The following is a 25,402-nucleotide window of genomic DNA, read 5'->3' as shown; positions in this document are numbered from 1 at the left end:
GGGTGCGTGAAGGAGTTCTGACATGTCCAAAGAAACCCTCTCCACACCGCCCTCGCACGGCGGTGTGGAAACCGAAGCCGTCAGTGCCGACTATTTCGCCAACCGCCAGCTCAAACAAGGTGCTGCCGGCTGGGTGCTGCTGATCGGCCTGGGCGTTGCCTATGTGATTTCCGGCGACTATGCCGGCTGGAACTTCGGCCTGGCCCAGGGTGGCTGGGGCGGTATGTTCATCGCCACCTTGCTGATGGCGACCATGTACCTGTGCATGTGCTTCTCGCTGGCCGAGTTGTCCTCGATGATCCCCACCGCCGGTGGCGGCTACGGTTTTACCCGCACGGCATTCGGCCCTTGGGGCGGGTTTCTGACCGGCACTGCAATCCTCATCGAGTACGCCATCGCCCCGGCCGCCATTGCCTGCTTTATCGGCGCTTATTGCGAGTCGCTGTTCGGCATCGGCGGCTGGGTGATCTACCTGGTGTTCTATGTGGTGTTCATCGGCATTCACATTCTCGGTGCCGGTGAAGCCCTGAAGCTGATGTTCGCCATCACCGCCGTGGCGGCCATCGCCCTGGCGGTGTACATCATCGCAATGGTCCCGCACTTCCAGCTCGCCAACCTGTTCGACATTCCGGCCACCGAGGCCAAGGGCGCGAGCAGCTTCCTGCCGTTCGGCTATATCGGTATCTGGGCCGCGCTGCCCTATGCCATCTGGTTCTTCCTGGCGGTAGAAGGGGTGCCACTGGCCGCCGAAGAAACCAAGGATCCCAAGCGTGATCTGCCGCGCGGCCTGATCGGCGCCATGCTGGTGCTGCTGGCCTTCGCCGGGTTGATCCTGCTGGTCGGCCCTGGCGCAGCCGGCGCCCAGGCGCTGGTGGCCTCCGGCAACCCGCTGGTCGAATCGCTGGTCAAGGTCTATGGCGGCTCGACCTGGATGAGCCAGTTCGTCAACCTGGTCGGCCTGGCCGGTCTGATCGCCAGCTTCTTCTCGATCATCTATGCCTACTCGCGGCAGATCTTTGCCTTGTCTCGTGCAGGCTACCTGCCACGCGGGCTGTCGCTGACCAACCGCAACAAAGCGCCGGTCATGGCCCTGATCGTACCGGGCATCATCGGTTTTGGCCTGTCGCTGAGCGGCCAGGGCGACCTGCTGATTCTGGTCGCGGTTTTCGGCGCCACGCTGTCGTATGTACTGATGATGGCCGCCCACATCACCTTGCGCGTTCGCCGTCCTGACATGCCGCGGCCGTACCGTACCCCTGGCGGCATACTGACTTCGGGCGTGGCTCTGGTGCTGGCAGCAGTGGCGCTGGTGGCGGGTTTTCTGGTCGATCCACGGGTCGTGATCGGCGCGGCCGTCATCTACGCTCTGTTGATTGCCTACTTCGCCCTGTACAGCCGCCACCATCTGGTGTCAGGCACCCCGGAAGAAGAGTTCGCGGCGATTCAGGCGGCCGAACAGTCACTGCGTTAACCCCTTGCAGCGGCCGCTGAAAAGCGGCCGCCACAGGAGAAATGATTCATGGCCGGATTTACCCACACCATCGCCCACATGACCTGGCACTTCGACAGCCTGCGCGAGCTGCTGGCCAAGGCCAGCCCGGCCCGTTCCGGAGACTATCTGGCTGAAGTCGCGGCGCAGAATGACGCCGAACGCGCCGCAGCGCAGATGGCCCTGGCCGATGTGCCACTCAAGCACTTCTTGCAGGAAGTGGTGATCCCTTACGAGCGCGACGAAGTGACCCGGCTGATCATCGACAGCCACGACGCGTTGGCCTTTGCCCCGGTCAGCCATCTGACCGTTGGCGGGCTGCGCGACTGGCTGCTCAGCGAACAGGCTAACGAAACCAGCCTCAAAGCCCTGGCGCCGGGCCTGACTCCGGAAATGGCCGCTGCGGTGTCGAAGATCATGCGCATCCAGGACCTGGTGCTGGTCGCGCAAAAAACCCGTGTCGAAACCCGCTTTCGCAACACCCAGGGTTTGCGCGGGCGGATGTCCACCCGCTTGCAGCCCAACCACCCCACCGACGATCCGGCCGGTATTGCCGCGAGCATCGTCGACGGCCTGCTGTACGGCAACGGCGACGCCATGATTGGCATCAACCCGGCCACCGACAGCATGAGCTCGATCTGCACCTTGCTGGAGATGCTCGACGCAATCATCCAGCGCTACCAGATTCCCACCCAGTCTTGCGTGCTGACCCACGTCACCAGCTCGATCGCCGCCATCGAGCGCGGCGCGCCGCTGGACCTGGTGTTCCAGTCCATCGCCGGCACCGAAGCGGCCAACGCCAGCTTCGGGGTCAGCCTGAAGATTCTCCAGGAAGGCTACGAGGCCGGCTTGAGCCTCAAGCGCGGCACTCTGGGCAACAACCTGATGTACTTCGAAACCGGCCAGGGCAGTGCGTTGTCGGCCAACGCCCACCACGGCGTCGACCAGCAGACCTGCGAGACCCGCGCCTATGGTGTGGCGCGGCATTTCAATCCGTTTCTGGTCAACACCGTGGTCGGCTTCATCGGCCCGGAGTACCTGTACAACGGCAAGCAGATCATCCGCGCCGGGCTGGAAGACCACTTCTGCGGCAAGCTGCTGGGCGTGCCCATGGGCTGTGACATCTGCTACACCAACCATGCCGAGGCCGATCAGGACGATATGGACGTGCTGCTGACCCTGCTGGGCGCAGCGGGCATCAACTTCATCATGGGGATTCCAGGCTCTGATGACGTGATGCTCAACTACCAGACCACCTCGTTCCACGATGCGTTGTATGCACGCAAAGTGCTGGGCCTGCACGCCGCGCCGGAGTTCGAGGCCTGGCTGGCGCGCATGGGCATCTTCCAGCAGCAAGGCGGGCAATTGCGCATGGGCGACGAACTGCCGCCAGCGTTTCGCCAGGCCCTGGCACAACTGGCTTGAGAGGTCGCCATGTCTGATAAATCCCCCGCCACTGCCAATCCCTGGCAGCAACTGCGCCAGTTGACCCCGGCGCGCATTGCCCTGGGCCGGGCCGGCACCAGCCTGCCCACTGCCGCGCAACTGGACTTCCAGTTCGCCCACGCCCAGGCCCGTGACGCGGTGCATCTGCCTTTCGATCACGCCGGGCTGAACGCCGAACTGCAACAACGCCAGCTCGAAACTCTGCTGGTGCACAGCGCCGCCGCCGACCGCCACACCTACCTGCAACGCCCGGACCTGGGGCGGCGCCTGAACGAAGAGTCGGCTGCCGCGCTGGACGAATATGCGGCGCAACAAGGCACAGGCTATGACCTGGCGATCGTGATCGCCGACGGCCTGTCGTCCCTGGCGGTGCAACGCCATAGCCTGCCATTTCTTGAACGCCTGTTGGAGACAGTGCGGGAGGAAGGCTGGTCGCTGGCGCCCATCACGCTGGTGCAACAGGGCCGGGTCGCAGTGGCCGACGAAGTGGGCCAACGCCTGGGCGCGAAGATGAGCGTGATTCTGATCGGCGAACGACCGGGGCTCAGCTCACCGGACAGCCTGGGGCTGTACTTCACCTGGGGGCCTAAGGTCGGCCTGAACGACGCGTACCGCAACTGCATCTCCAATGTCCGGCTCGAAGGCCTGAGCTACGGCATGGCCGCCTTCCGCCTGATGTACCTGATGCGCGAGGCGTGCCGGCGGCAGTTGTCGGGGGTGGACCTGAAAGACGAAGCCCAAGTCCCGACGCTGGATAACAGCGGGCCGGGGAATTTTCTGCTGAGCGATGGCAGCCCGGAGACTTTTTAAAGCAGTACTGCCCACTTAGGTACTGTATGCCCCGGTGGGAGCGAGCTCTGCTCGCGAAGAGGCCAGTGAAAACACTACATCTGCTGTGACTTTACCGGCCTCTTCGCGACCAAGGTCGCTCCTACAAAGGCATGCAGTGCTTATCTGAGCAGTATTGTTTTTAACCGTGATCCTTACTCAAGTATCTGGCGTATCCCCCACAACAGCACAAAGTGCGCCGGGTAGATGGCATAGGCCCAACGACGCATCGGCCAGACCTTGAAGCCGGGCTTGCTGCCCAGCACGGCCAGCCCCGCCAATGGCGCCAACAGGCACACCAGCAAGGCACCGATCGATACCGGATCACCCCAGCCGATCCCGGCAAGCATGTCTTGCCAGGCGTTGGCGATCACACACAGTACGGCCGGAAACAGCGCCAGCCATTTGGGCCGCTGCAAGACCATCAGCATCACCAGCGGCAGCATCACCCCGGCAAAGCCGAACATCAGGTGTTGCTGCAACAACGCCCCCAGCAGTACAGCAGCGAAAGCCATCGAGCGGGTCGCAACCATACGCTGGCGCCAGCCCTGGGCAACCAACAGTCCCAGCAACAGGGTCGGCATGACGTTAAGGGTCTGGGCGTCGGGCATGAACAGCCGGTACGGCAGTTCGGACAGTGCGCTGAAGGCAACCATCCAGCCCAAATAACGCCAGCGCACCCGCGGACCGATTTCGGCGGCGCTGCGCCGCGCCAGATTGGCCGCAATGGCCAGGCAGAACCAGGCAAACGCCAGCCGCCCCGGTACGTAAAGCACATCCAGCGCCAGCCCCACGTAGCGCAAATGGTCGAGCAACATGCTCAACATCGCCAGCCATTTGAGCAAATCCAGCGCGCGGTCTCGTTTGGGCAGAAATGGCGGGTTGGAAAGATCCATGACTCTCTCTAGGGTCTGTTGTTGTTTCAGCGCAGGCCGCGTTGCAGCGCCAAATCGTGTCAGGCGAGGCGAAGGACGCAGGAAATGGTCGCTCCCTTTTCAAGTCCTTCGACGAAGCATGGCGCGATTTGGGGCGCAACCCGCAGGGCCGTGGCTGTTTTGTCGCACGCATTCCAACAGGGTGAATGCCTATGCAGGCCGATAAAACAGACCTCGGCGCGGTTGTGATGAAATGGCAACAGACCCTATTGTATGACCATCCATGAAAACAGGTGCCCGGCCCGCTCAAAAGGCAGGCCAACACGGCACCTTCGCATAATAAGGAACCGCCATGACCGACCAGAGCCAACAGTTCGCCAGTGACAACTATTCCGGTATCTGCCCTGAAGCCTGGGCAGCCATGGAACAGGCGAACCAGGGACATCAACGCGCTTATGGCGACGATCAATGGACGGCACGCGCCGCCGATGGTTTCCGCCGTCTGTTCGAAACCGACTGCGAAGTGTTCTTCGCCTTCAACGGCACCGCAGCCAACTCCCTGGCGCTCTCGGCACTGTGCCAGAGTTACCACAGCGTGATCTGTTCGGAAACCGCCCACGTTGAAACAGACGAATGCGGCGCACCGGAGTTTTTCTCCAATGGCTCGAAATTGCTGGTCGCCCCGACTACCGCGGGCAAGCTGACCCCTGAGGCCATCCGCGAGATCGCCCTCAAGCGCCAGGATATCCACTACCCCAAGCCACGCGTGGTGACCATTACCCAGGCCACGGAAATCGGCACGGTCTATCAACCCGAAGAGCTCAAGGCGATCAGCGCCACCTGCAAAGAACTCAACCTGCACCTGCATATGGATGGCGCACGCTTCTCCAACGCCTGCGCGCATCTGGGCTGCACGCCGGCGGAGCTGACCTGGAAAGCAGGCGTGGATGTGCTGTGTTTTGGCGGCACCAAAAACGGCATGGCGGTCGGTGAGGCGATTCTGTTTTTCAACCGCGAGCTGGCAGAAGACTTTGACTACCGTTGCAAGCAGGCGGGGCAACTGGCGTCGAAAATGCGCTATCTGTCGGCGCCGTGGGTCGGGCTGCTGGAAAACGACGCCTGGTTGCGCCACGCCGCGCACGCGAACCAGTGCGCGCAGTTACTGGCGGAACTGGTCAAGGATGTACCTGGGGTCGAACTGATGTTTCCGGTGCAGGCCAACGGCGTATTCCTGCAGCTCTCTGAGCCGGCGATTGCCGCACTGACCGGCCTGGGCTGGCGCTTCTATACCTTCATCGGCAAAGGCGGCGCACGCTTCATGTGCTCGTGGGACACCGAGCAGGATCGCGTTCGCCAACTGGCGGCGGACATCCGCCGGGTGATGCAGGCTGCTTGAGCCTGCTGCCACGCTCCCGGATCAGCTCTGCGCGAGCGTCCGGGAAATCGTGTGCACAGTGGCCTCGACCTGTTCCTGATAGCGCGCAAGCTCGGCCTTGTGCTGCTTTTCGAGCTGGATGTGCCGGGAGCACAGGTTAAGGGCTGCCAATACCAGCAAGCGGTCGCCGATCAGCGTCGGATAGGAACGCTTGGTCTCGGCCAGCGAGGTATTGAGCATCGCGGCGGCCTGCAGCAGAGTCTGCTCCTCTCCCGCCGGGGCCTTGACCGAGTAGTCATTGCCCAGGATCGAGAGCACGGTCACGCCGTTGTCTTGGCTCATGCGTTCACGGCACTGGCGCTGGTGGCGCGGTCAACCAGAGCCTGGATGCGTGCAGCGGTGCTGCCCTGCTTCTCTTCATGCTCCAGCAGGCTCAGTTGCAGGCTGTCGTTTTCTTCCCTGGCCTGCGCCAGTTCGGTACGCAGTTGGGTATTGGTGTCTTGCAGTTGCTGGTTCTGCTGAACCAGATCACTGACAAGTTGTTCCAACTGACTGAGAGACGCTTCCAACATTCTGAATACTCGAACAAGTTTTACGGGGCGCACACGATAAAGAAAAGTCCCTGCGCATGCCAGCGTTGAGGCCCGCAAATCGGCCCTCTTCCACAAATCGAAGATGAAACTTTCATTTGCAGGGTAACTAGGACCGGGTTCTGTCGATCCGGTTCCTGCGGCTCGTCGGATCGGCAGCCTGACTGCCTGCAGAGCGGCTGGTAGCCGTTACCAGGCAACGGCACAAGCGCCACCTTGATGACGCCAAGGTTTTGGCGATGGGAATTTGCCACCAGCGGACAAAACTCACAAGCAATATTTTGCTGGCGCCTGCAATCAGGTCCATATGGCTGAGCATGACCATGCCCCGGAGCAAGGGCATGGCCAGACGCTCAAAAGCTAGCGCACCAGATGCAGGAACTGCATATGCCGCTCGTACTGGTCGAGCACATCGTTGATGACCTGCTCTTTGGTGTAACCCACCAGATCGTAATCCTGGCTGCCCTCGCTCAGGTGCACCTCGGCGCGGTAGTAGCGACGGTTATTGAGTTGCTTGGAGCCCATCCCGCCACGGGCGAACGATGGCGTAAAGAAACCCTTCATCTGCACCTGATAGATAAACGGCCGCTCTTCGCCATGGCCGATTTCCAGCGTCACCAGGTCATTGGCCGGGTCGGGCACCTGAGTCACGCTCAGGCCTTTTTCGACGAAAACAGCGGTAACCTCGTCAATCGCCGGTCGTACCACCTGATCGAGAAAACGGTATACCTCGTCGCGTGACGGGTAATGCACCGCCTGGCTCAAGCGTTGGCGCCAGCCGCCCCGGCGCGCGCCCGAAGCCGGGGCCAGCGAGTAGAGCTGGGCCAACTGACGCTGCGACTCCAGGTAGAAGGCCTTATGCAGCCCCCACATCATCAGCAACAGAATCAGCGAGAACGGCAACGAGGTGAGCACCACCGCCGATTTCAGCGCATCGATGCTGCCGGAAAACAGCAGGCCGCTGGTGATCAGCGCAGTAGCCGCCCCCCAGAACACCCGCAGCCACTTCGGGCCGTCTTCGTCGGCGCTGCCGCCTTTGGCCGACAGGGTAGAGAGCACCACAGTGCCGGAGTCTGCCGAGGTGACGAAGAACACGAAGCTGATGAACACCGTCACGGCGATCACCGTTTTGCTCCAGGGGTAGGTTTCCAGCAGCAGGTACAGGGTCATCGACGGGTCGTCGATGGCCGACTGGCCCAGCGCAGTCATGCCGTATTCCAGCACTTGATGGATCGCGCTGTTACCGAAGATCGACATCCACGCCAGGGTGAAACCCAACGGGATGAACAGTACGCCGAAGACGAATTCACGAATGGTGCGGCCGCGGGAAATCCGTGCGATGAACAGACCCACGAACGGCGCCCAGGCAATCCACCAGGCCCAGTAGAACACGGTCCAGCCGCCCAGCCAGCCATCGGCCTGCTGGTAGGCATAGACGTCGAAACTCTTGACCGGCAAGGCGCCCAGATAATCACCGACGTTCTGCACCAGGGTATTGAGCAAGTGCTGGGTGGGGCCTGCGAACAGCACGAACAGCAACAGCGCGCAGGCCAGCAGCATGTTGATGTCGGACATGACCCGCACGCCCTTCTCTACCCCGGACACCGCGACCAGAATGGCCGCGCCCATCATTGCGCTAATCAGCATGACCTGAACCCAATGGGTATGGGCCACGCCAAACAGATAATCCAGACCGGAGTTCAGATGCAGCACGCCAAAGCCCATGTCGGCGCCCAGACCGAAGATGGTGGCGATGATGCCGAAGCCGTCGACGGCGTAGCCGATCGGGCCGTTGATGCGCTTGCCGATCAGCGGATACAACGCCGAGCGCAAGGCCAGCGGCAGGTTGTGCCGATAAGCGAAGTACGCCAGTGCCATGCCGACAAAGGCGAACACGCCCCAGCCATGCAGGCCCCAGTGCAAAAACAGCAACTGCATGCCCTGGCGCGCCGCGTCAGCGGTACCGGCTTCGCCTTGCGGTGGCTGCAACATGTGGGTGAGCGGTTCGGAAACGCAAAAGAAAAACAGCGTGATGCTGATCCCGGCGGCGAACAGCATGCCGGCCCAGGACAGGTAGCTGAATTCGGGTTCGTCGTGGTCGGCACCGAGTTTGATCCGGCCGTAGCCGGATAAGGCGGTGACCACCACGAAGACCAGATACAGCGTCATGACCAGCATGTAGTACCAGCCGACCGTATTGGCCGCCCAGTTCTGCGCTGCAAGCAGCCATTGGCCGGCGGCTTCGGGAAAGCTGATGACGACAATGCCGAACACCAGAATGAAGCTTGCCGCGAAATAGAAAACCGGCGCATTCATGCGCACCTGGCTGCTGGCGGCGGGGTGGGAGACATTCATACTGGATGCGCCTCCAGAGTCCGTAAAACAGGGACAAGACGAGGGTAATGCAAGGGTTGGCCTCCTGATGTGAGCGGGCAGCGAACCACCGTTCTAAATTGACTGAACGTTCAATTTAAACACGATTGGCCAGTAAATGACCAATCGCTGCCGTAGGACTTCGCTCGGATCAGGGGTAGGACGTGAGAAATAAACCAATCGTTCCGTAACGACGGGGCAGAACAAACAATCTTGTAGGAGCGGATTTATCCGCGAAGCTTTTCGCTGCTAAAGCGGATCGCCGCCCGGCAGCTCCTACGTGCCCCCATAAAACCGTTACTTTTGGGTGCCGTCGTCGTTGTGCAGCAGGTTGGCCTGGGTCAGGTTGCTGCCGGCCGGGACGCTGCGGGTCAGCCAGACGTTACCGCCGATGGTCGAGCCCTTGCCGATGGTGATGCGCCCCAGAATGGTCGCGCCTGCGTAGATCACCACGTCGTCCTCGACAATCGGGTGGCGGCATTCGCCTTTGTGCAGGTTACCGTTCTCGTCGGCCGGGAAGCGCTTGGCGCCGAGGGTCACTGCCTGATAAATACGCACTCGCTCACCGATAATCGCGGTTTCACCGATCACCACACCGGTGCCGTGGTCGATGAAGAAACTCGGGCCAATCTGCGCACCAGGGTGGATATCAATGCCGGTGGCCGAGTGGGCAATTTCAGCACTGATACGCGCCAGCAACGGCAAGCCGGCGCGGTACAGATGGTGCGCCAGACGATGGTGGATAATCGCCAGAATACCCGGATAGCAGAGCAAGACTTCATCGACGCTGCGCGCTGCCGGGTCACCCTGATAGGCCGCCAGCACATCGGTGTCCAGCAGGCGACGAATGCCCGGCAGGGCCAGGGCCAGGTCCTGAATCAGTTGCAGTGCCTGCTGGTCGATGCCCTCGACGCTCCGCCCCTGCTGATGGGCCACATAACGCAGTTCAAGGCGGGTTTGCGCCAGCAAGGCATTCAACGCCACATCCAGGGTATGACCGACGTAGAAGTCTTCGCTCTCTTCACGCAGGTCCACCGGGCCCAGGCGCATCGGGAACAGTGCACCGGCCAAGGCTTCGAGGATTTCACCCATGGCCGCCCGCGACGGCAGTTCACGACCGCCATGTTCACCGCTGACCCGCCGGTTACGGGTGCGCCAGTCATCCCGCGCCGCGCGCAACTGACCGACGATGTGCTGCAACTGCCAGTGACTGACGCGGCCCTCGGCAGTCCCTTTTGGAATCTCGCTCACGCTGAACTCTCCTGCTGATCACGGGTGACAGCCACCCTTGGGTAGCGGCCTCGCCTTCCACTCTACGGCAAATGCCAGAGTTGAAAAAATATCAATTTCTGTAGGAAATAAGCGTCCAAGGCATAAGAGCACGCCTGTTGCCGTGCAGGAATCGTCTGCATATAGTCACTGATCTTGCCATACCGCCGGGCCATGAACGCCCTCAAGAATGTCCAAAGGGATACCCATAGCCCCATGCTCAAAAAACAGCTCGACCGTTTCAAGCGCCTGGACCTGATCGGCGCCCCGACACCTCTGGAAAAGCTCGAACGCCTGTCAGCCTGGGTCGGCCGCGACCTTTATATCAAGCGCGACGACACCACCACCCTTGCTCTGGGCGGCAACAAGGTGCGCAAGCTTGAGTACCTGGCCGCCGATGCACTGGCCAAGGGTGCTGACACGCTGATCACCGCCGGCGCCATCCAGTCCAACCATGTCCGCCAGACCGCTGCCCTCGCCGCCCGCCTGGGCCTGGGCTGCGTCGCACTGCTGGAAAACCCTATCGGCAGCGAAGACCCCAATTACCTGAAGAACGGCAATCGCCTGCTGCTGGAGCTGTTCGATGCCAAGGTCGAACTGGTAGAGAGCCTCGACAACGCCGATGAGCTGCTGCAAGCGTTAGCGGTGCGCCTGCATGCCAGCGGCAAAAAGCCCTATCTGGTGCCTATCGGTGGCTCCAGCCCGGTGGGTGCACTGGGTTATGTACGCGCCGGGTTCGAATTGGCCGAGCAGATCGAACAGACCGGCGAGACCTTCGCAGCGGTCGTCACCGCCTCTGGCAGTGCCGGCACCCACAGCGGCCTGGCCCTGGCTTTGGCTGACAGCCATCCTGACCTGCCGGTGATTGGCGTCACGGTGTCACGCAGCGAAGAGGCACAATTGCCCAAGGTTCAGGGGCTGGCTGAACGCACCGCCGAACTGCTTGGCGTGGCTTTGCCGGAGCGTTTCAAGGTCAACTTGTGGGATGAGTACTACGCTCCTCGTTACGGCGAACCCAATGCCGGCACGCTGGCAGCGATTAAACTGGTCGCCAGCCAGGAAGGCCTGCTGCTGGATCCGGTTTACACTGGCAAGGCTATGGCCGGCCTGCTTGACGGTATCGGTCGTCAGCGCTTCGACGATGGTCCGATCATCTTCCTGCATACCGGTGGCGCACCGGCACTGTTTGCCTATGCTGACCAGTTCGCAAGCTGAATGCCGCGCGCCAGAGCGGCGCAGGCAGTGAAAAACAAAAAAGAATATCAAACCAATAATTAATTATTTTTAACTATAAGGCACACCTCTTATAGTCGCGCTCCAACAGACATGCTCCACTGCCGAAGTGCCGCAAAACCCTGGTGTTTTCCGGCACTTCGGCAGCCAGGAGGCCGTCTGATTCCTGTCTTGTATCGCATTCAAACAAGGGGCTTGCATGAACGTTTCCACTCTCCGCCGTACCCTCCTCCTCTCGGCCCTGAGCCTGGCGCTTGGCACAGGTCTGGCCAGCCAGGCCATGGCCGGCGAACAACTGCAGAAAATCAAGGACAGCGGCACCCTGAACGTGGGCCTGGAAGGCACTTATCCACCGTTCAGTTTTGTGGATAACAACGGCAAGCTCAGCGGCTTCGAGGTCGAGCTCTCCGAGGCGCTGGCCAAAGAGTTGGGCGTCAAGGCCAAGATCCAGCCAACCAAGTGGGATGGCATTCTCGCGGCGCTGGAGTCCAAGCGTCTGGACGTAGTGGTCAATCAGGTGACCATCTCGGAAGAGCGCAAGAAAAAATACGACTTCTCCAAGCCCTACACCGTATCCGGTATCCAGGCGCTGACCCAGAAGAAGGACCAAGGCAGCATCAAGACCGCCCAGGATCTGGTCGGCAAGAAGATCGGCGTCGGCCTGGGTACCAACTACGAGCAGTGGCTCAAGAGCAATGTACCGGGCGCCGTGGTCAAGACCTACGACGATGACCCGACCAAATACCAGGACCTGCGTGTCGGCCGCATCGACGCCATTCTGGTCGACCGCCTGGCAGCCCTGGAGCTGATCGCCAAGACCAAAGACACCCTGGCAGTCGCCGGTGAGCCTTTCTCGCGTCAGGAAGCCGGTGTCGCGCTGCGCAAAGGCGAGCCCGAGCTGCATGAAGCCATCGACAAGGCGCTGGATAAGCTGCGCGCCGACGGCACCCTGGCCAAGCTGTCCGAGAAATACTTCGGGGCTGACGTGACTAAATGATTGAAGAGAGCCTTAATCTCGCGCTCGAATCCGCGCCTTTTCTGCTCAAAGGCGCGTATTACACGATCGTGCTCAGCCTGGGTGGTATGTTCTTCGGGCTGATACTGGGCTTTGCACTGGCCTTGATGCGTCTGTCGCGCATCAAGCCGGTGAGCTGGATCGCCCGCGTCTACGTGTCGTTCTTTCGCGGCACGCCGCTGCTGGTGCAGCTGTTCATGATCTATTACGGCCTGCCGCAACTGGGTGTTGAACTGGACCCGCTGCCGGCCGCGCTGATCGGTTTCTCGCTGAACATGGCGGCCTACGCCTGTGAGATCCTGCGTGCGGCGATCGGCGCCGTGGACCGCGGGCAATGGGAAGCGGCAGCCAGTATCGGCATGACCCGCTGGCAGACCATGCGCCGGGCGATCCTGCCCCAGGCTGCGCGTACCGCTCTGCCGCCCCTGGGCAACAGTTTCATCTCACTGGTCAAGGACACCGCGCTGGCCGCCACCATCCAGGTGCCGGAGCTGTTCCGCCAGGCGCAACTGATTACCGCCCGCACCTTTGAGATCTTCACCATGTACCTGGCCGCCGCGCTGATCTACTGGGTGCTGGCCACTGTGCTTTCACACCTGCAAAACCGCCTGGAAGCCCGGGTCAACCGCCATGATCTGGAGTCTTGAGCCATGATTGAAATAAAAGGGCTCACCAAGCAGTTCAAGGGCAATGAGGTACTCAAAGGCATTGATCTGCGTATCGAGGCCGGTGAGGTGGTGGCGATCATCGGCCCCAGCGGCTCGGGCAAGACCACCTTGCTGCGCTGTCTGAATCTGCTCGAAGAGCCTTCGGGCGGTTCCTTGCAGATCGGCGCTATCCGTATCGATGGCAACCGGCCGTTGAGCCAGCAGCAAGGCCTGATCCGCCAGTTGCGGCAACAGGTCGGTTTCGTGTTCCAGAACTTCAACCTGTTCCCGCACCGCACGGCGCTGGAGAACATCATTGAAGGGCCGGTGGTGGTCAAGAAAGTGGCGAAAGAAAAAGCCATTGCCCTGGCCCGTCAGTTGCTGGCCAAGGTTGGCCTGAGCGGCAAGGAAGACGCCTACCCCAAGCGGCTGTCCGGCGGTCAGCAGCAACGGGTAGCGATTGCCCGGGCGTTGGCCATGGAGCCGCAGGTGATCCTGTTCGATGAACCGACCTCGGCGCTGGATCCGGAGCTGGTCGGCGAGGTGCTCAGCACCATTCGCGCCCTGGCCGAAGAAAATCGCACCATGGTCATCGTCACCCACGAGATGAGCTTTGCCCGGGATGTTGCCAACCGGGTGATCTTCATCGACAAGGGCGTGATCGTCGAACAGGGCGAAGCCAAGGCACTGTTTGCCAACCCGCAGCAGGAGCGGACACGGCAGTTTCTTGAACGCAGCCGTTTTTGATCCTGCCCCCACCTGCGTTTTAACCGCCACACTATTCAGTTAAGTGCTTCATGTCCCCGGTGGGAGCTACCTTGGTAGCGAAGAGGCCGGTAAAGTCACAGCATCTTCTGCGAATGCGCTGGCCTCTTCACGAGCAACCGGAACGCCGACCGGCTGCTCCCACCGGGGGCATAGAGTACCTAAGTGGACAGTATTGGCTTTAGCCGCGGAGATTTCGCCGCTAAAGCGGCTCCTACAGACTAAAGTGCCAGCTTCTTAGTATTACCTGAACAGGTCAGACCCCAATGAATCTGCCAGTAATAATCCTGCGCGCCTTTTGTAGGATCTTTCTGATTCTTTAAAAAACAGCATTTAGCAAGTTAGCCACTGTTGACAGCAAGCCATAAAGCCAATTAGCTGAAATCACTAATTTTCACCCAGCTGCCAATTATCAACGGCCGGGATTCATCCTTTATTCAAGACAACTTAACCAATGAATATCGATTAGCCAGCGCGGGCGAATAACGCACTTCGCCTTTGCCGTTCATTACCCACTGTCTGGCTTTATGACTTGAACACACGAGTATCTGGATATGAGCCATACCTACTGCACGAAGGCTGCGCCTAAACTCCCCGCTCCGGACATTCCCCATACCTGCCGCCATGGCATTGGCATTCGCCAGGCCTCGAGTCTGATGATCGAGGTGCCGGTTTATCCAGATATGGACACCGGTGATCTGATCGAGCTGTACTGGAATGACTGCTACGTCGCGTCGAAGATTCTCACCTGCCAGGATCTCGACCAGCCTGTGGCGCTGCGTGTCCCGGAAAGCTTCCTGCACAACGGCAAGGCCAGGGCCAGTTATCGGGTCATGAAAGTCGGCGGTTCACCCATGTCATCGGTATGCCGCAAAGTGTGGGTCAAGCTCGACGCACCGGGCGGCACGCTGATGGACATCGACCAGGAGGAAAACCAGGGGCTGGCGCCACTGGCACTGCCGGCCTCGGTGGAGCGCCGCGGCCTCAACAGCCGCCACCTGCACGACGGCCTGCCGTTGATCATCGAGCCTTATCCGAACATGGCACCGCACGACGAGATCACCTTGAGCTGGGGTGACCTGCGCATGGACCTGCCGCCGTTGCAGCCTGACGAAGTCGGCGACGCCGTAGAGTTTGTGGTGCCGTCGGCGCTGATTTCCGAGGCCGGTGGCGGGCAGACACTTCCAGCGACTTATTGCATCATCGACCGGGTAGGCAACAATTCGTCGTGGGCACCCGTACGGGAAATCTGGGTGCCCTATGCTGGCCGGACGCTTGAGTGACGGCTCGCCAGCGTATTAATTTGAATACCCGCACTGGATACCATCGATGAAGCTCGACTCCGGCACCCTGCAACAGATCACCCGCAACACGCTGGCTCACTATGACCAATCAGCCGAGAGCTTTCGCGAGGGCACCCGTGACCATGACGTCAGCCAGAACATCGAGGCCCTGCTGCGCCACCTCGATGCATCAGCGCCCTTGCAGATTCTCGACTTCGGTTGCGGCCCGGGCAGGGACCTGAAGGTGTTTAGCGCCCTGGGTCATCATCCGACCGGGCTCGATGGCAGCCAGCGCTTTGCTGAAATGGCCCGCACCGATACAGGCTGCGAGGTATGGCATCAGGACTTCCTGGCGCTGGACCTGCCCGCCAACCGGTTCGACGGCATCTTCGCCAACGCCTCGCTCTTCCACGTGCCACGTCAGGAACTGCCCCGCGTACTGCGCCAACTGCACGCCACACTCAAGCCCGGTGGCGTGCTGTTCAGTTCCAACCCCCGTGGCCAGAACCAGGAAGGCTGGAACGGTCCGCGCTACGGGTCTTATCACGACTTGTCGGCCTGGCAGGCACTGCTGATTGACGCAGGTTTTATCGAACTCGAACACTACTACCGCCCAGCCGGGCTGCCCAGGGACCAACAGCCCTGGCTGGCCAGTGTGTGGCGGCGTGGTTGATTCATGTAACGTGGGTAATTGATCGTCAAACCTTTTGACAAAAGCGCTCAAGTTCTATTACGTCCATTCATGCCTGAAGACAAGGCACACCGAGAGAGGAAGGACCCTCTCTTTATCCATGCACACTTCGATCAAGGGAACGATCGTGAACGACCTTATCCAGAATGGCTATTTTATCGACCAGAACTTCGAACACTGGTTTAGCACCTATTACCCGCAAACACCTGAACTGCCAAATTACAAAGGCCGCCTGTATAGCGTACTGCTGAAAACCGGCGACCACTTGCAACAGAATATCCCGGTAAGACGAGACGCGCCCTTCACCGTAACGTGGGAGTTCACTGCAAAACTCATTGCCGACTCAGGTAACGACGGCGCGGCGATCACCACCGGTTTCTATGCGGCGTCTGACCACCCGAGCCATATCACCATGGTTCGCAATACCGAGTGGCAAACGTACAGTCATGAAGATGTCCAGCCGATCGTTTCGAACGACGGTTACCTGGGCATCACTTTCTCCGACCTGATCCCGCTGCCTGACCAAGGCAAAAGGACGGCGGTACATATCACCGGCTTCAAACTCTGGGCGACGTACCTGAGCGCTTGAGCCAAGCCCGCTACGACTCGCCACATCACCGAATCATTCAAGGATAAAAACAATGACCGTATCCACCATCCAGGCGGTGACGCCGTGCGCCAACGATAAAGTAAACCTGATCAAAAACAGCCACTTCGCCGACGACGACGGGCTGGCCTCAACCGAGTATTGGCAAACCAATGCGCAATCGCTGCCGGTTTACTGGCAGGGCGGTAAATACTCTCTGCCACTGTACAACCGCGAAGCACTCAGCCAGACAGTTGTCATCGGCACCGCCCAACCCTTCACCATCCACTATGCACTCTGGGCCTCGGCCAGCCACCCAACCCCCAGTACCTACCTCAGGGTGAAAGTGGAAAACGCCCGCACCAAAGAAGAAGTCGACATCGTCATCAACAACGAAGTCCTGTTCCCGCTGCAGCATGATTCCACCCTGCGTTTTTCACCTGCGGACGGCGACCTGACCATCACCTTTTCCAACGAAGTCCTCAATCCCGGCAGGGCCCTGAACCTTACGGCGATTGAACTGTGGATCGAGCCTGTTTGACATCCTCCCCGTCCTAAAGGGCGGGGATTCCCACAACTGGACGCTCATGCCCGAGCGCGAGAATGTTCTTTGCGGCGTTGACGTCGCGGTCGTGGGTGGCACCGCACCCACAACAAGTCCATTCCCTTATTCCAAGCCCTGCGATACCTCTGGGCCTCGAGTCCGGCAATTGCTTGCAGCTCGAACAGGTTTGGGTGGTGTTTCTCTCGCTAACAACCTTGAAAACCGTGCCTGCGTGATCGCATTTGTATTCCAGCATGGTTTTCAATTGACCCCAGCCGGCGTCCAGCACCGACTTGGCCATCCTGGTTTTCGCGAGTTTCAGTGAGTTCACATCGCCCACCACAATGACGCCACAACGCGCGACCAGCGCGTTGCTGAACTTATGCAGGGAGTCCTTGCGGCGGTTCGCAATTTTGGCGTGAATCGCCCGTACACGGGCTTTCTTGCCGGCGCTCTGGGCCGTGCCCAGGGCGCTCTCCAGATCCCGGTAGAACCTGCCGCTTTCAAGGCGATCACCGTCGCTGCAGGTGGCCGTGGTTTTCAGTCCGAGGTCGATCCCCACTGCATCCTGGCCTGGCGATAACTGGCGATCGACCTCGACCACGACGTTGAAATACCAACGTCCACGGCTGTCCTCGTTGAAGCTACCGGATCTGAATTTAAAGCCCGCCAGGCCGTAGCTGTCCCAGACCTTGAAGTGCTGTTTGTTGAAGACGACCTGGCCGTTTTTCCAGACAGCAGCGCCGGCCTTGAGAGGCACCCAGCCGAGGCTGCGCCGAGCGCCGCCCGAGCAGCGCCAGCGTAGCTGACGCTTTTTGAACTGCTTGCGCCGTGTGACATATTCGTCGGCAACAGCCTGCACCGATTGGCTGTGCAGTCCCAGGTCTTTGCCGGCCCCGTTGGTGTACTTGTGAATGTCGAACGCCGACAGAAAACGACCACGCTCACGAATCGAGCGACAGCTCAACTCGTTTACGTAGTTCCACACAAAATTCACAGCACGAGACGCTTCACGCAGCTGCGCTGCATGCTTGTCTCGCACTCGAATCTTGAGGGTTTTGGTCGCTTTCATTTCAGTCATGAAACACAGAATAGGGGCGGTTTTATGGATCTTAACCCCTATGACCGCTTCGCGGTGGCGCTTTCATCCCCCGCCTGAAGGAAGGGGCTTTTCGCGCCAGCTTGGTAACGGCCATGGCGGCCTGAGCCGACGGCATCGCTCAAGTCGCCCTCACCGGTGCCTGATGCCGTTGCTCCTCAGTCGGCTCCTTGATCCGGTACCAGGCTACATACAGTGCCGGCAAAAACAGCAGGGTCAGCAGGGTCGCCACCACGATTCCGCCGATCATGGCGTAGGCCATCGGCCCCCAGAACACCTCACGGGCAATCGGGATCATGCCCAGGCTGGCCGCTGCCGCCGTCAGTAGAATCGGACGGCGGCGGTGCTCGGTCGCTTCGACCACGGCATCCCAGGGCAGGTAGCCGGCGCGTTCGTAAGCATCGATCTGGGTCACCAGGATCACCGAGTTGCGGATGATGATACCCACTAGCGCCAGCACCCCGAGGATCGCGACAAAGCCCAACGGCGTGCCGGTGGGGACCAGCGCCAGTACCACGCCAATCAGCCCCAGCGGCGCCACGCTGGCGACCAGAAACATCTTCTGCACGCTATGCAACTGGATCATCAGGAAGGTTGCCATCAGGAACAGCATCAGCGGCAACACCTGAGCAATCGGCCCTTGCGCCTTGCTGCTCTCTTCAACCGTGCCGCCGGTGGCGACCTTATAGCCGCTGGGCAAGCCTTGGGTGAATTTGTCTATCTCGGGCTTCAACTGGGCCACCAGGTCGGTGGGCTGGATTTCGTCACGCACGGCACCTTTGACCGTGATGGTCGGTTTGCGGTCGCGGCGCCACACCAACGGTTGCTCCAGTTCATAGCCCACCGTGGCGAAGGCCAGTAGCGGGATCGAGGTGCCCTGCGGGGTGACGATCTGCAGGTTCTGCAAAGTTTCAGGGCTACCGCGCTCGGCATCTTCGGCGCGCCCCACCACATTGAGCAGATAAATATCGTCCCGCACCTGCGTGATGGTCGAACCGCTGACCACGCTGTTCATCACCGACGCCACGTCCTCGGACGACAAGCCCAGCTGCCGCGCCTTGTCCTGGTTGATATCAATGCGCAGCACCTTGCCCGGTTCGTTCCAGTCGAACACCACCTCACCCACATGACTGTTGTTATCCAGCAACGCCGCCAGCTCGATGGCATGCTGGCGTACCTTGTCGATATCCGGGCCGCTGATCCGGTACTGCAACGGCCGCCCCACCGGCGGGCCCATTTCCAGCGGCTGGACGAACGAGCCGATGCCGACGAAGTCTTCACGCAAGCGCTGACGCAGGCGCTCGGTCAACGCACCACGAGCCTCCAGATCCTTGCTGACAATCACCAACTGGGCATAGAAAGGGTTTTGCAATTGCTGGTCCAGCGGCAGATAGAAGCGCAGCGCGCCCTGGCCGATGTAAGTGCTCCAGCGGGTGATGTCCGGGTCGTCTTTGAGGGTTGCTTCCAGGCGATCAACCACCTGGCGCGTCTCATTGATCGAGGCACTTTGCGGCAGGTTCAGATCAACGAGGATTTCCGGCCGGTCCGAGGCCGGGAAGAACTGGTTCTGGACAAAGCGCATGGAAAACAGCGCCAGGGCAAACAGCAGGATGGTAAAGCCGATCGCCAGCCAGCGATGGCGCATCGACCACAGCATGCTGGCGTTCAACGCCCGGCCGATCCGCCCAGGCTCTTCACTGCCCTTTTTCACCTTGCTGCTGAGAATGTGCACACCGATCACCGGCGCGAACAGCACCGCGACGATCCAGGACACCAGCATGGCCACGGCGATGACTGCAAACAGGGTAAAGGTGTACTCGCCGGCGGAACTGTTGTTCAGGCCAATCGGCACGAATCCGGCCACAGTGACCAGCGTGCCGGTGAGCATTGGAAAGGCTGTCGAGGTATAGGCATAGGTCGCTGCCTCCTCCTTGCTTTTGCCTTGCTCCAGACGGGTGACCATCATTTCCACGGTGATCATCGCATCGTCCACCAACAGGCCCAGGGCGATGATCAGGGCACCGAGCGAAATGCGCTGCATGGTGATGCCGCTGTACTCCATGAACACGAAGACCATGGCCAGCACCAGCGGGATCGAGCAGGCCACCACCAGACCTGCACGAATGCCGAGGCTGACGAAGCTGACTACCATGACGATGATCACCGCCTCGAACAGCGCACTGGTAAAGCCGCCCACCGCCTTGTCCACCACCTCGGCCTGATCGGAGACCTTATGCACCCCGACCCCCACCGGCAGGTTGGCGGTGGCCTGATCCATCCGCGCATGCAGGGCCTGACCAAATTGCTGGATATTGCCGCCATCTTTCATCGCAATCGCCAGGCCGATGGCCGGCTGGCCGTTGTAACGAAACAGCGGCGCAGGCGGGTCGGTAAACCCGCGCTCGATATCAGCAATATCGCTGAGCCGGTAGAAACGATCGTTAAGGCGCAGATTGACCGCCGCCAGGTCTTTCTCCGAGGCAAACTGGCCGGAGGTGCGCACCGAGATCCGCTCGGGACCGGCTTCGATTACCCCGGCCGGGGTGACCGCGTTCTGTGACTGCAGGCTCTGTATCACCTGGCGCTGATCCAGCCCCAGCGCAGCGAGCTTGCGGGTCGAGAAATTCAGATAAATCACTTCGTCCTGCTGGCCGATCATCTCGACCTTGCCCAGCCCGTCGACCTCACGAATCTCGGCGCGCACTTGCTCCACGTAATCGCGCAGCTGACGCATGCTGAACCCATCGGCGGTAAAGGCGTAGATCGAGCCGTAGACATCACCGAACTCGTCATTGAACACCGGCCCTTGCAAGCCCTGCGGAAACTCGCCGCGAATGTCATCGACCTTTTTGCGCACCTGATACCAGATCTCTGGAATCGCTGCGGCACTGGTGGTGTCGCGCAGGAACACCATGATCGTCGACTCACCCGGCCGGGTGTAGCTCTTCACATAATCCAGCGAGTCCAGCTCTTCGAGTTTTTTCTCGATCCGATCGGTCACCTGATTGAGCGTTTCATCCACCGTTGCACCGGGCCAGCGGGTCTGGATGACCATGGTCTTGATGGTGAACGACGGGTCTTCTTCACGCCCCAGGTTCATGTAGGAGAACACGCCCATCAGCAGGCCGACGAACATCAGGTACCAGACGAACGACTGATGTTTGATGGCCCACTCGGAGAGATTGAAACCGCCTTTCATCGCGGGCTGTCCTTATCAATTTTGACGTTCTGCCCCGGCTTGAGGCTGTTGATACCTGCGGTTACCACCTGTTCGCCGGGCTTGACGCCCTCGCTCAGCAAAAAGCTCTCAGCGGTGCGGCTGATGACGGTGACCGGCCTGGGGTTGACGGTCTGGCTGGCGGCATCGACCACCCATACCCGGCTCTGGCCCGCCTGTTCTTGCAAGGCATTGAGCGGCAGGCGTACACGCGGGACCACCACCGAGCTCAGGGTGACGCTGATCGCCGTGCCCAGGCGCAACGCCGCCGGCTGTTCGGCCAGGGTCAGGCGCGCCCGGCGGGTACGGGTCGAGGCGTCCGGTTGTGGTTCGACTTCACGCAGGCTGGCCGTGGTGCTGACACTCGGATCAAGCTGGCTGGCGACATTGAACTGCACGTCCGCTGGCAACTGATCGAGCAGTTCGGCCGGCAGGTCGATCACCGCTTCCTTGACATCCGGCCGGGCCAGGGTGACCACCTCCTGGCCGGCGCTGACCACCTGCCCGGCTTCGACTTTCCACTCAGTCACCACCGCCTCATGATCAGTGCGCAGTTCGCTGTAGCTCAATTGATCGCGGGCCTGCTGCGCCGCCGCACGGGCCTGGTCCAGCGACGAGCGACTGGTCTTGAGGTCGGTCAGGGCAATATCCAGTTGCGCCTGGGCGCCGACCCCACGATCAAACAGCGTCTGCTGACGGCGGGCATTGGCCTGGGCATTGATGAACTGCGCCTCGACCCTGGCCTGATCGCTCTCGCGGTTACGCAAGGTGTTCTGTTGATCGGTGGGGTCCAGGCGTGCCAGCAACTGGCCCTTGCGGACCTCGGCGCCGACGTCCACCGCGCGCTGGGCGATGCGCCCCGGTACCCGGAAGCCCAGCACACTCTGATAACGCGCTTGAATGTTGCCGGCAAAGCGCCCGAAGTCCTGCTGCGACTCGGCCTGGGCCTTTACCCAAACCACCGGCCGCACCGGTTCTGGCGGTGGGTCATCGTTGCCACAGGCGGCCAGCAGCACGGCGCTGGTCAGGATCAAGACACTGCGCTTCATGGCTGCGCTCCAGCGGCTGAGGTTTTGTGCTCGGCGATTTCCACCTCGATATCCGGGTGCAGCAATTGCCCGCCGGCGGTCACGACCTTTTCACCGGGCTGCAAACCGTCATCGATCATGACCTTGCCGGTCAGGTAGCGCGCCACCTTGACCGTGCGCAGGTGCGCCTTGCCCTGTTCATCGACGACCCACACCGCCGGCTGGCCAATGTCCTGGCCGATATTCTTGGTCAATGCCGCCCAGGGCAACTCGACCCGCGGCCGGGCCGGCGGGCTGAGCGCAACACTGACTACCGAACCGAGGCTCATGCCCTCAGGCAGCGGCTGCAGCGCGATTTTCACCTGCAACGTGCCGGTCTGCGCCGAGACCGCTGGCGTCACCTCGCGCACCTTGCCCATGACGTTGAGCTGCGGGTTATCGAGCAGGCTGACCTGCACCGGCTGATCGCCCGGTGGCTCGACGAACAACGACTCATAAACGTTGAACACCGCGTCGCGCTCACCATCGCCGGCCAGCTCGAAAATTGGCTGGGTGGCCGACACCACCTGGCCCACTTCGGCCTGCCGCGCAGTGATCACCCCTGGCGCATCAGCCACCAATGCCGTGTAGCTCAGTTGCTCACGAGCGTTGGCCAGTTGCGCCTGAGCGGCCTTGAGTGCGCTTTCACTGCCACGCAATTGCGCCTGGGCAGCATCGAACTCGCTCTGGCTGGTGTAGCCTTTGGGCAGCAACTGCTGCTGACGCCAGAACGCAGCCTTGGCCTGGGTCACCCGCGCCTGCTCGGCCACCACCGCAGCCTGGGCTGAATCGACATTGACCTGCAAATCCTTGGGGTCGAGACGGGCCAACACCTGACGGGCGCTGACCCGCGCGCCCACATCGACGTAACGTTCGATGATCTTGCCGCCTACCCGGAACGACAGCGGTGTCTGAATGCGTGCCTGAATATCGCCGGTCAGCGCCACGCTGGCGGCGAAATTCTCGGCCTGCACTTGCTGAACATAGACCCGCGGCAGCTTGGGCTGCTCGGGCGGCTTTTCGCCGCAACCGGCCAACAGCAAGGCCGCAGCCAGAGGCACCCAAAGCAGTCTTGCAGGGACAACAGGCATGCAGGCTCCTTGGTGGATGCAGATCTGAAATGGAGAGTCATTGAGTGATGTGAATATGCGACTGCGGGGGACGGGCAAGGGTTCCTGTCACGACGACTCAAAAGCTGTTTCTGCGCCGGATCGACGCCGCCGTCTGCGTCACTTCGGCAACGGACCGTTCAATGATGCTTCTGCGCACCGGTAACGAACCAATCCCTGCAAGCGCTATGGGGGACGACGCAGGCGCAGCGACCTTGCCCAGCTTGAGACCGGCATAACGCATCCCGCTGAAAGCGCCTGTGCCCAGCAGAGCCAGAGCCCCAAGCGCATGCCCTGCATTCGACTCGGGCACCACGTACCTGACCACCGTACCGGCAATCCCCACGATGGCCGAGGCCGCCACCGCAGCGGAACCTGCCACCACCAGTTTGTCACCGGTGGTCGCGTTGCCCGCGCGCAGCTTGGCAATCCTGGGTTTGGTGAATTTGTACAGCACTCCCGAGGTGATCAGCGGTATCACCATGCCAAGGATCGGCATCACATCACGCCAGAAATCTCCAAAAAAATCAGCGTGCCCCGTGGGATCGCAGCGGTTGACCGGATCGCCTCGGCAGTAGGCATAGGCATTGATCCCGCCTTCGGCAAACGGGCTCAGGCTGTCGGCGCTGTTGAAATGCATCAGCACCGGGTTATACGCCCGGTAGCCATGGCCCAGCAGGTAGTGCCCGGTCAGCGGGTCGGGCAACTCGCCATTGAAGCCGGGCGACGAATGTTGGGCAGCAGCCAGGCTTCTGGTCCTGGCCAGACGATCCAGCGGATCGTAGCGATAAATGCGGGTTGTCATGAGCGATGGCCATGCTGGCTGAGCTGCCAGCGATGGGTTCTTGCGTTGGACGCGCTTATATACTCGGCAGCGGCCTGCATCTCCTGCATCGGGATATCGCTACGGGGCGCGTGGGCAGCCATGCTTTTCAGGTTGCTCCAGCGCCGAACCTCTCTCGGCAAGTATCCATGCGCTTGCCCCAGAGAGATATCACGCATCTTCAAGATCATGTCCCGGCTTAACTCATCGGCACTGACCGCAATGCTCAAGGGCTTGGCAACGCTATCGACCGCTATTTTTGCTCTCGTTGAAGCGAGTGAAAAGGCGACCAGGTCATCGCCGGATAACTGGGCAAGCACGCGATCCATGACATGGGGAGTACCTTCGAAGGCGTCAAGATCGCCCATTCCAAAGCTTTGGGAGGCCGCAGCCTTGGTGGGTTTCTTGATCTTGGCGGCCTGTTTTAATCGCACCCCAAGATGCCACTGGGCAATACGGCCAATATGCCCGCTTGGATCCTGAAGATTCACCGGGTCGCCTTGGCAGTAGGCATAGGCATTGATCCCGCCTTCGGCAAACGGGCTCAGGCTGTCGGGGCTGTTGAAACGCATCAGCACCGGGTTATCCGCCCGGTAGCCATGGCCCAACAGGTAGTGCCCGGTCAGCGGGTCGGGCAACTCGCCATTGAAGCCGGGCGACGAATGTTCGGCAGCAGCCAGGCTTCTGGTCCTGGCCAGACGGTCCAGCGGATCGTAGCGGTAGATACGCATCGCCATAACGGCCTGCTCAAAGTATCGAGAGAGGCGTCAACAATGCTCTGTCGCAAAGAAGTCGGGTACTGGCAGAAGTAAGAGCGAGCTTGCTCGCGAAAGGGCCAGAGAAACCAGCACACCGGCTGTGGATGTACCTCAGCATTAGCCGCGATGCTGTTCGCTTAAGTACACACATCTCGGTAGGAGTGGCCGGCCGGCGCTCCGGTTGTCGGAGTGCCGAACCACAACGAAGGCGGCAGCACATGCGCAGCAGATGCTGTGACTTTACCGGCCTCTTCGCGAGCAGAGCTCGCTCCCACCGGGGCTATACAGTACCTGATTGAACAGTATTGGCTTTAGCCGCG

At 60.8% G+C, this 25,402-nt stretch carries 23 protein-coding genes; 12 read left to right on the top strand and 11 right to left on the bottom strand.

Going from position 1 to position 25,402, the window contains the following annotated elements; translation table 11 throughout:
• Positions 1-22: 22 nt before the first annotated feature.
• From eat to eutC, 3 genes are read left to right on the top strand one after another with little or no spacing between them, the layout of a single operon-like run.
• Entirely contained in the window at positions 23-1,471 is a 1,449-nt protein-coding gene (gene eat, locus NJC38_RS05765; protein ID WP_045486181.1) for an ethanolamine permease, read from the top strand.
• 48 nt (positions 1,472-1,519) lie between these two features.
• Complete coding sequence (locus NJC38_RS05760; RefSeq protein WP_045486179.1) at positions 1,520-2,914, top strand: ethanolamine ammonia-lyase subunit EutB; 1,395 nt, start codon at positions 1,520-1,522, stop codon at positions 2,912-2,914.
• 9 nt (positions 2,915-2,923) lie between these two features.
• The gene (gene eutC, locus NJC38_RS05755; protein WP_253112054.1) at positions 2,924-3,745 is read left to right on the top strand and encodes an ethanolamine ammonia-lyase subunit EutC; all 822 of its coding nucleotides are present in this window, start codon (positions 2,924-2,926) and stop codon (positions 3,743-3,745) included.
• A 173-nt stretch (positions 3,746-3,918) separates the two neighbouring features.
• Here the strand turns inward: eutC and NJC38_RS05750 are convergent, their stop codons facing one another.
• Positions 3,919-4,659 (bottom strand): TraX family protein, encoded by a 741-nt coding sequence (locus tag NJC38_RS05750; protein ID WP_253112052.1) that lies wholly within the window; start codon positions 4,657-4,659, stop codon positions 3,919-3,921.
• A gap of 331 nt (positions 4,660-4,990) precedes the next feature.
• On the opposite strand from NJC38_RS05750, the gene NJC38_RS05745 reads away from it, so the two are divergent.
• The gene (locus NJC38_RS05745; protein WP_045486173.1) at positions 4,991-6,034 is read left to right on the top strand and encodes a low specificity L-threonine aldolase; all 1,044 of its coding nucleotides are present in this window, start codon (positions 4,991-4,993) and stop codon (positions 6,032-6,034) included.
• Between the two features lie 21 nt (positions 6,035-6,055).
• Here the strand turns inward: NJC38_RS05745 and NJC38_RS05740 are convergent, their stop codons facing one another.
• From NJC38_RS05740 to epsC, 4 genes are all read right to left on the bottom strand, one after another.
• Positions 6,056-6,355 (bottom strand): cell division protein ZapA, encoded by a 300-nt coding sequence (locus tag NJC38_RS05740; RefSeq protein ID WP_045486171.1) that lies wholly within the window; start codon positions 6,353-6,355, stop codon positions 6,056-6,058.
• On the bottom strand, positions 6,352-6,585 hold the full coding sequence (locus NJC38_RS05735; RefSeq protein ID WP_045486169.1) for a hypothetical protein: 234 nt from the start codon (positions 6,583-6,585) through the stop codon (positions 6,352-6,354). Before NJC38_RS05735 ends, NJC38_RS05740 begins: the two co-directional genes overlap by 4 nt.
• A gap of 378 nt (positions 6,586-6,963) precedes the next feature.
• Positions 6,964-8,958 (bottom strand): choline transporter BetT, encoded by a 1,995-nt coding sequence (gene betT, locus NJC38_RS05730; protein ID WP_045486166.1) that lies wholly within the window; start codon positions 8,956-8,958, stop codon positions 6,964-6,966.
• A 315-nt stretch (positions 8,959-9,273) separates the two neighbouring features.
• Positions 9,274-10,227, bottom strand: coding sequence for a serine O-acetyltransferase EpsC (gene epsC, locus NJC38_RS05725; protein WP_253112049.1), 954 nt, complete (start codon positions 10,225-10,227; stop codon positions 9,274-9,276).
• 234 nt (positions 10,228-10,461) lie between these two features.
• Between epsC and NJC38_RS05720 the strand changes: the two genes are divergently transcribed.
• From NJC38_RS05720 to NJC38_RS05685, 8 genes are all read left to right on the top strand, one after another.
• On the top strand, positions 10,462-11,460 hold the full coding sequence (locus tag NJC38_RS05720) for a D-cysteine desulfhydrase (protein ID WP_045486160.1): 999 nt from the start codon (positions 10,462-10,464) through the stop codon (positions 11,458-11,460).
• A 217-nt stretch (positions 11,461-11,677) separates the two neighbouring features.
• Complete coding sequence (gene tcyJ / locus NJC38_RS05715) at positions 11,678-12,475, top strand: cystine ABC transporter substrate-binding protein (protein ID WP_253112047.1); 798 nt, start codon at positions 11,678-11,680, stop codon at positions 12,473-12,475.
• The gene (tcyL, locus tag NJC38_RS05710; RefSeq protein ID WP_253112043.1) at positions 12,472-13,140 is read left to right on the top strand and encodes a cystine ABC transporter permease; all 669 of its coding nucleotides are present in this window, start codon (positions 12,472-12,474) and stop codon (positions 13,138-13,140) included. Before tcyJ ends, tcyL begins: the two co-directional genes overlap by 4 nt.
• Positions 13,141-13,143: 3 nt before the next feature.
• The gene (gene tcyN / locus NJC38_RS05705; RefSeq protein WP_253112041.1) at positions 13,144-13,887 is read left to right on the top strand and encodes an L-cystine ABC transporter ATP-binding protein TcyN; all 744 of its coding nucleotides are present in this window, start codon (positions 13,144-13,146) and stop codon (positions 13,885-13,887) included.
• Between the two features lie 572 nt (positions 13,888-14,459).
• Positions 14,460-15,188, top strand: coding sequence for a hypothetical protein (locus NJC38_RS05700; RefSeq protein WP_045486149.1), 729 nt, complete (start codon positions 14,460-14,462; stop codon positions 15,186-15,188).
• A gap of 46 nt (positions 15,189-15,234) precedes the next feature.
• Positions 15,235-15,861 carry a class I SAM-dependent methyltransferase gene (locus NJC38_RS05695; protein WP_253112039.1) on the top strand — a complete coding sequence of 209 codons (627 nt, stop codon included), beginning with the start codon at positions 15,235-15,237 and terminating at the stop codon, positions 15,859-15,861.
• A 118-nt stretch (positions 15,862-15,979) separates the two neighbouring features.
• A complete protein-coding gene (locus NJC38_RS05690) occupies positions 15,980-16,468 on the top strand; it encodes a hypothetical protein (protein ID WP_253112037.1) in 489 nt (162 codons plus the stop codon).
• Between the two features lie 52 nt (positions 16,469-16,520).
• Positions 16,521-17,006 carry a hypothetical protein gene (locus NJC38_RS05685; RefSeq protein WP_253112035.1) on the top strand — a complete coding sequence of 162 codons (486 nt, stop codon included), beginning with the start codon at positions 16,521-16,523 and terminating at the stop codon, positions 17,004-17,006.
• 13 nt (positions 17,007-17,019) lie between these two features.
• Here NJC38_RS05685 and NJC38_RS05680 read toward each other — a convergent pair whose 3' ends face one another.
• The 6 genes from NJC38_RS05680 to NJC38_RS05655 form a co-directional block, all read right to left on the bottom strand.
• Positions 17,020-18,081, bottom strand: a complete 1,062-nt coding sequence (locus NJC38_RS05680; RefSeq protein ID WP_253112033.1) for a transposase — start codon at positions 18,079-18,081, stop codon at positions 17,020-17,022.
• Positions 18,082-18,229: 148 nt separating this feature from the next.
• Positions 18,230-21,307 carry an efflux RND transporter permease subunit gene (locus NJC38_RS05675; RefSeq protein WP_253112031.1) on the bottom strand — a complete coding sequence of 1,026 codons (3,078 nt, stop codon included), beginning with the start codon at positions 21,305-21,307 and terminating at the stop codon, positions 18,230-18,232.
• A complete protein-coding gene (locus NJC38_RS05670; RefSeq protein WP_253112029.1) occupies positions 21,304-22,374 on the bottom strand; it encodes an efflux RND transporter periplasmic adaptor subunit in 1,071 nt (356 codons plus the stop codon). Before NJC38_RS05670 ends, NJC38_RS05675 begins: the two co-directional genes overlap by 4 nt.
• Positions 22,371-23,483 (bottom strand): efflux RND transporter periplasmic adaptor subunit, encoded by a 1,113-nt coding sequence (locus tag NJC38_RS05665; RefSeq protein WP_253112027.1) that lies wholly within the window; start codon positions 23,481-23,483, stop codon positions 22,371-22,373. Before NJC38_RS05665 ends, NJC38_RS05670 begins: the two co-directional genes overlap by 4 nt.
• Before the next feature lie 97 nt (positions 23,484-23,580).
• Complete coding sequence (locus tag NJC38_RS05660) at positions 23,581-24,306, bottom strand: RHS repeat-associated core domain-containing protein (RefSeq protein ID WP_253112025.1); 726 nt, start codon at positions 24,304-24,306, stop codon at positions 23,581-23,583.
• Entirely contained in the window at positions 24,303-25,061 is a 759-nt protein-coding gene (locus NJC38_RS05655; RefSeq protein WP_366855525.1) for an RHS repeat-associated core domain-containing protein, read from the bottom strand. Before NJC38_RS05655 ends, NJC38_RS05660 begins: the two co-directional genes overlap by 4 nt.
• Between the last annotated feature and the right edge of the window lie 341 nt (positions 25,062-25,402).

Origin of the sequence: Pseudomonas sp. 21LCFQ010 (assembly GCF_024129905.1) — a bacterium.
Taxonomy (GTDB): domain Bacteria; phylum Pseudomonadota; class Gammaproteobacteria; order Pseudomonadales; family Pseudomonadaceae; genus Aquipseudomonas.
This window is presented reverse-complemented; position numbering and strand designations above follow the sequence as displayed.

Coding starts and splice junctions, on each gene's coding strand:
- NJC38_RS05720 (WP_045486160.1), top strand. CDS start 10,462: ATGCTCAAAAAACAGCTCGACCGTTTCAAGCGCCTGGACCTGATCGGC.
- tcyJ (WP_253112047.1), top strand. CDS start 11,678: ATGAACGTTTCCACTCTCCGCCGTACCCTCCTCCTCTCGGCCCTGAGC.
- NJC38_RS05740 (WP_045486171.1), bottom strand. CDS start 6,355: ATGAGCCAAGACAACGGCGTGACCGTGCTCTCGATCCTGGGCAATGAC.
- NJC38_RS05665 (WP_253112027.1), bottom strand. CDS start 23,483: ATGCCTGTTGTCCCTGCAAGACTGCTTTGGGTGCCTCTGGCTGCGGCC.
- NJC38_RS05685 (WP_253112035.1), top strand. CDS start 16,521: ATGACCGTATCCACCATCCAGGCGGTGACGCCGTGCGCCAACGATAAA.
- eutC (WP_253112054.1), top strand. CDS start 2,924: ATGTCTGATAAATCCCCCGCCACTGCCAATCCCTGGCAGCAACTGCGC.
- NJC38_RS05750 (WP_253112052.1), bottom strand. CDS start 4,659: ATGGATCTTTCCAACCCGCCATTTCTGCCCAAACGAGACCGCGCGCTG.
- NJC38_RS05680 (WP_253112033.1), bottom strand. CDS start 18,081: ATGAAAGCGACCAAAACCCTCAAGATTCGAGTGCGAGACAAGCATGCA.
- NJC38_RS05695 (WP_253112039.1), top strand. CDS start 15,235: ATGAAGCTCGACTCCGGCACCCTGCAACAGATCACCCGCAACACGCTG.
- NJC38_RS05745 (WP_045486173.1), top strand. CDS start 4,991: ATGACCGACCAGAGCCAACAGTTCGCCAGTGACAACTATTCCGGTATC.
- NJC38_RS05690 (WP_253112037.1), top strand. CDS start 15,980: ATGCACACTTCGATCAAGGGAACGATCGTGAACGACCTTATCCAGAAT.
- NJC38_RS05735 (WP_045486169.1), bottom strand. CDS start 6,585: ATGTTGGAAGCGTCTCTCAGTCAGTTGGAACAACTTGTCAGTGATCTG.
- NJC38_RS05655 (WP_366855525.1), bottom strand. CDS start 25,061: ATGGCGATGCGTATCTACCGCTACGATCCGCTGGACCGTCTGGCCAGG.
- tcyN (WP_253112041.1), top strand. CDS start 13,144: ATGATTGAAATAAAAGGGCTCACCAAGCAGTTCAAGGGCAATGAGGTA.
- NJC38_RS05660 (WP_253112025.1), bottom strand. CDS start 24,306: ATGACAACCCGCATTTATCGCTACGATCCGCTGGATCGTCTGGCCAGG.
- tcyL (WP_253112043.1), top strand. CDS start 12,472: ATGATTGAAGAGAGCCTTAATCTCGCGCTCGAATCCGCGCCTTTTCTG.
- NJC38_RS05675 (WP_253112031.1), bottom strand. CDS start 21,307: ATGAAAGGCGGTTTCAATCTCTCCGAGTGGGCCATCAAACATCAGTCG.
- NJC38_RS05760 (WP_045486179.1), top strand. CDS start 1,520: ATGGCCGGATTTACCCACACCATCGCCCACATGACCTGGCACTTCGAC.
- eat (WP_045486181.1), top strand. CDS start 23: ATGTCCAAAGAAACCCTCTCCACACCGCCCTCGCACGGCGGTGTGGAA.
- NJC38_RS05700 (WP_045486149.1), top strand. CDS start 14,460: ATGAGCCATACCTACTGCACGAAGGCTGCGCCTAAACTCCCCGCTCCG.
- betT (WP_045486166.1), bottom strand. CDS start 8,958: ATGAATGTCTCCCACCCCGCCGCCAGCAGCCAGGTGCGCATGAATGCG.
- NJC38_RS05670 (WP_253112029.1), bottom strand. CDS start 22,374: ATGAAGCGCAGTGTCTTGATCCTGACCAGCGCCGTGCTGCTGGCCGCC.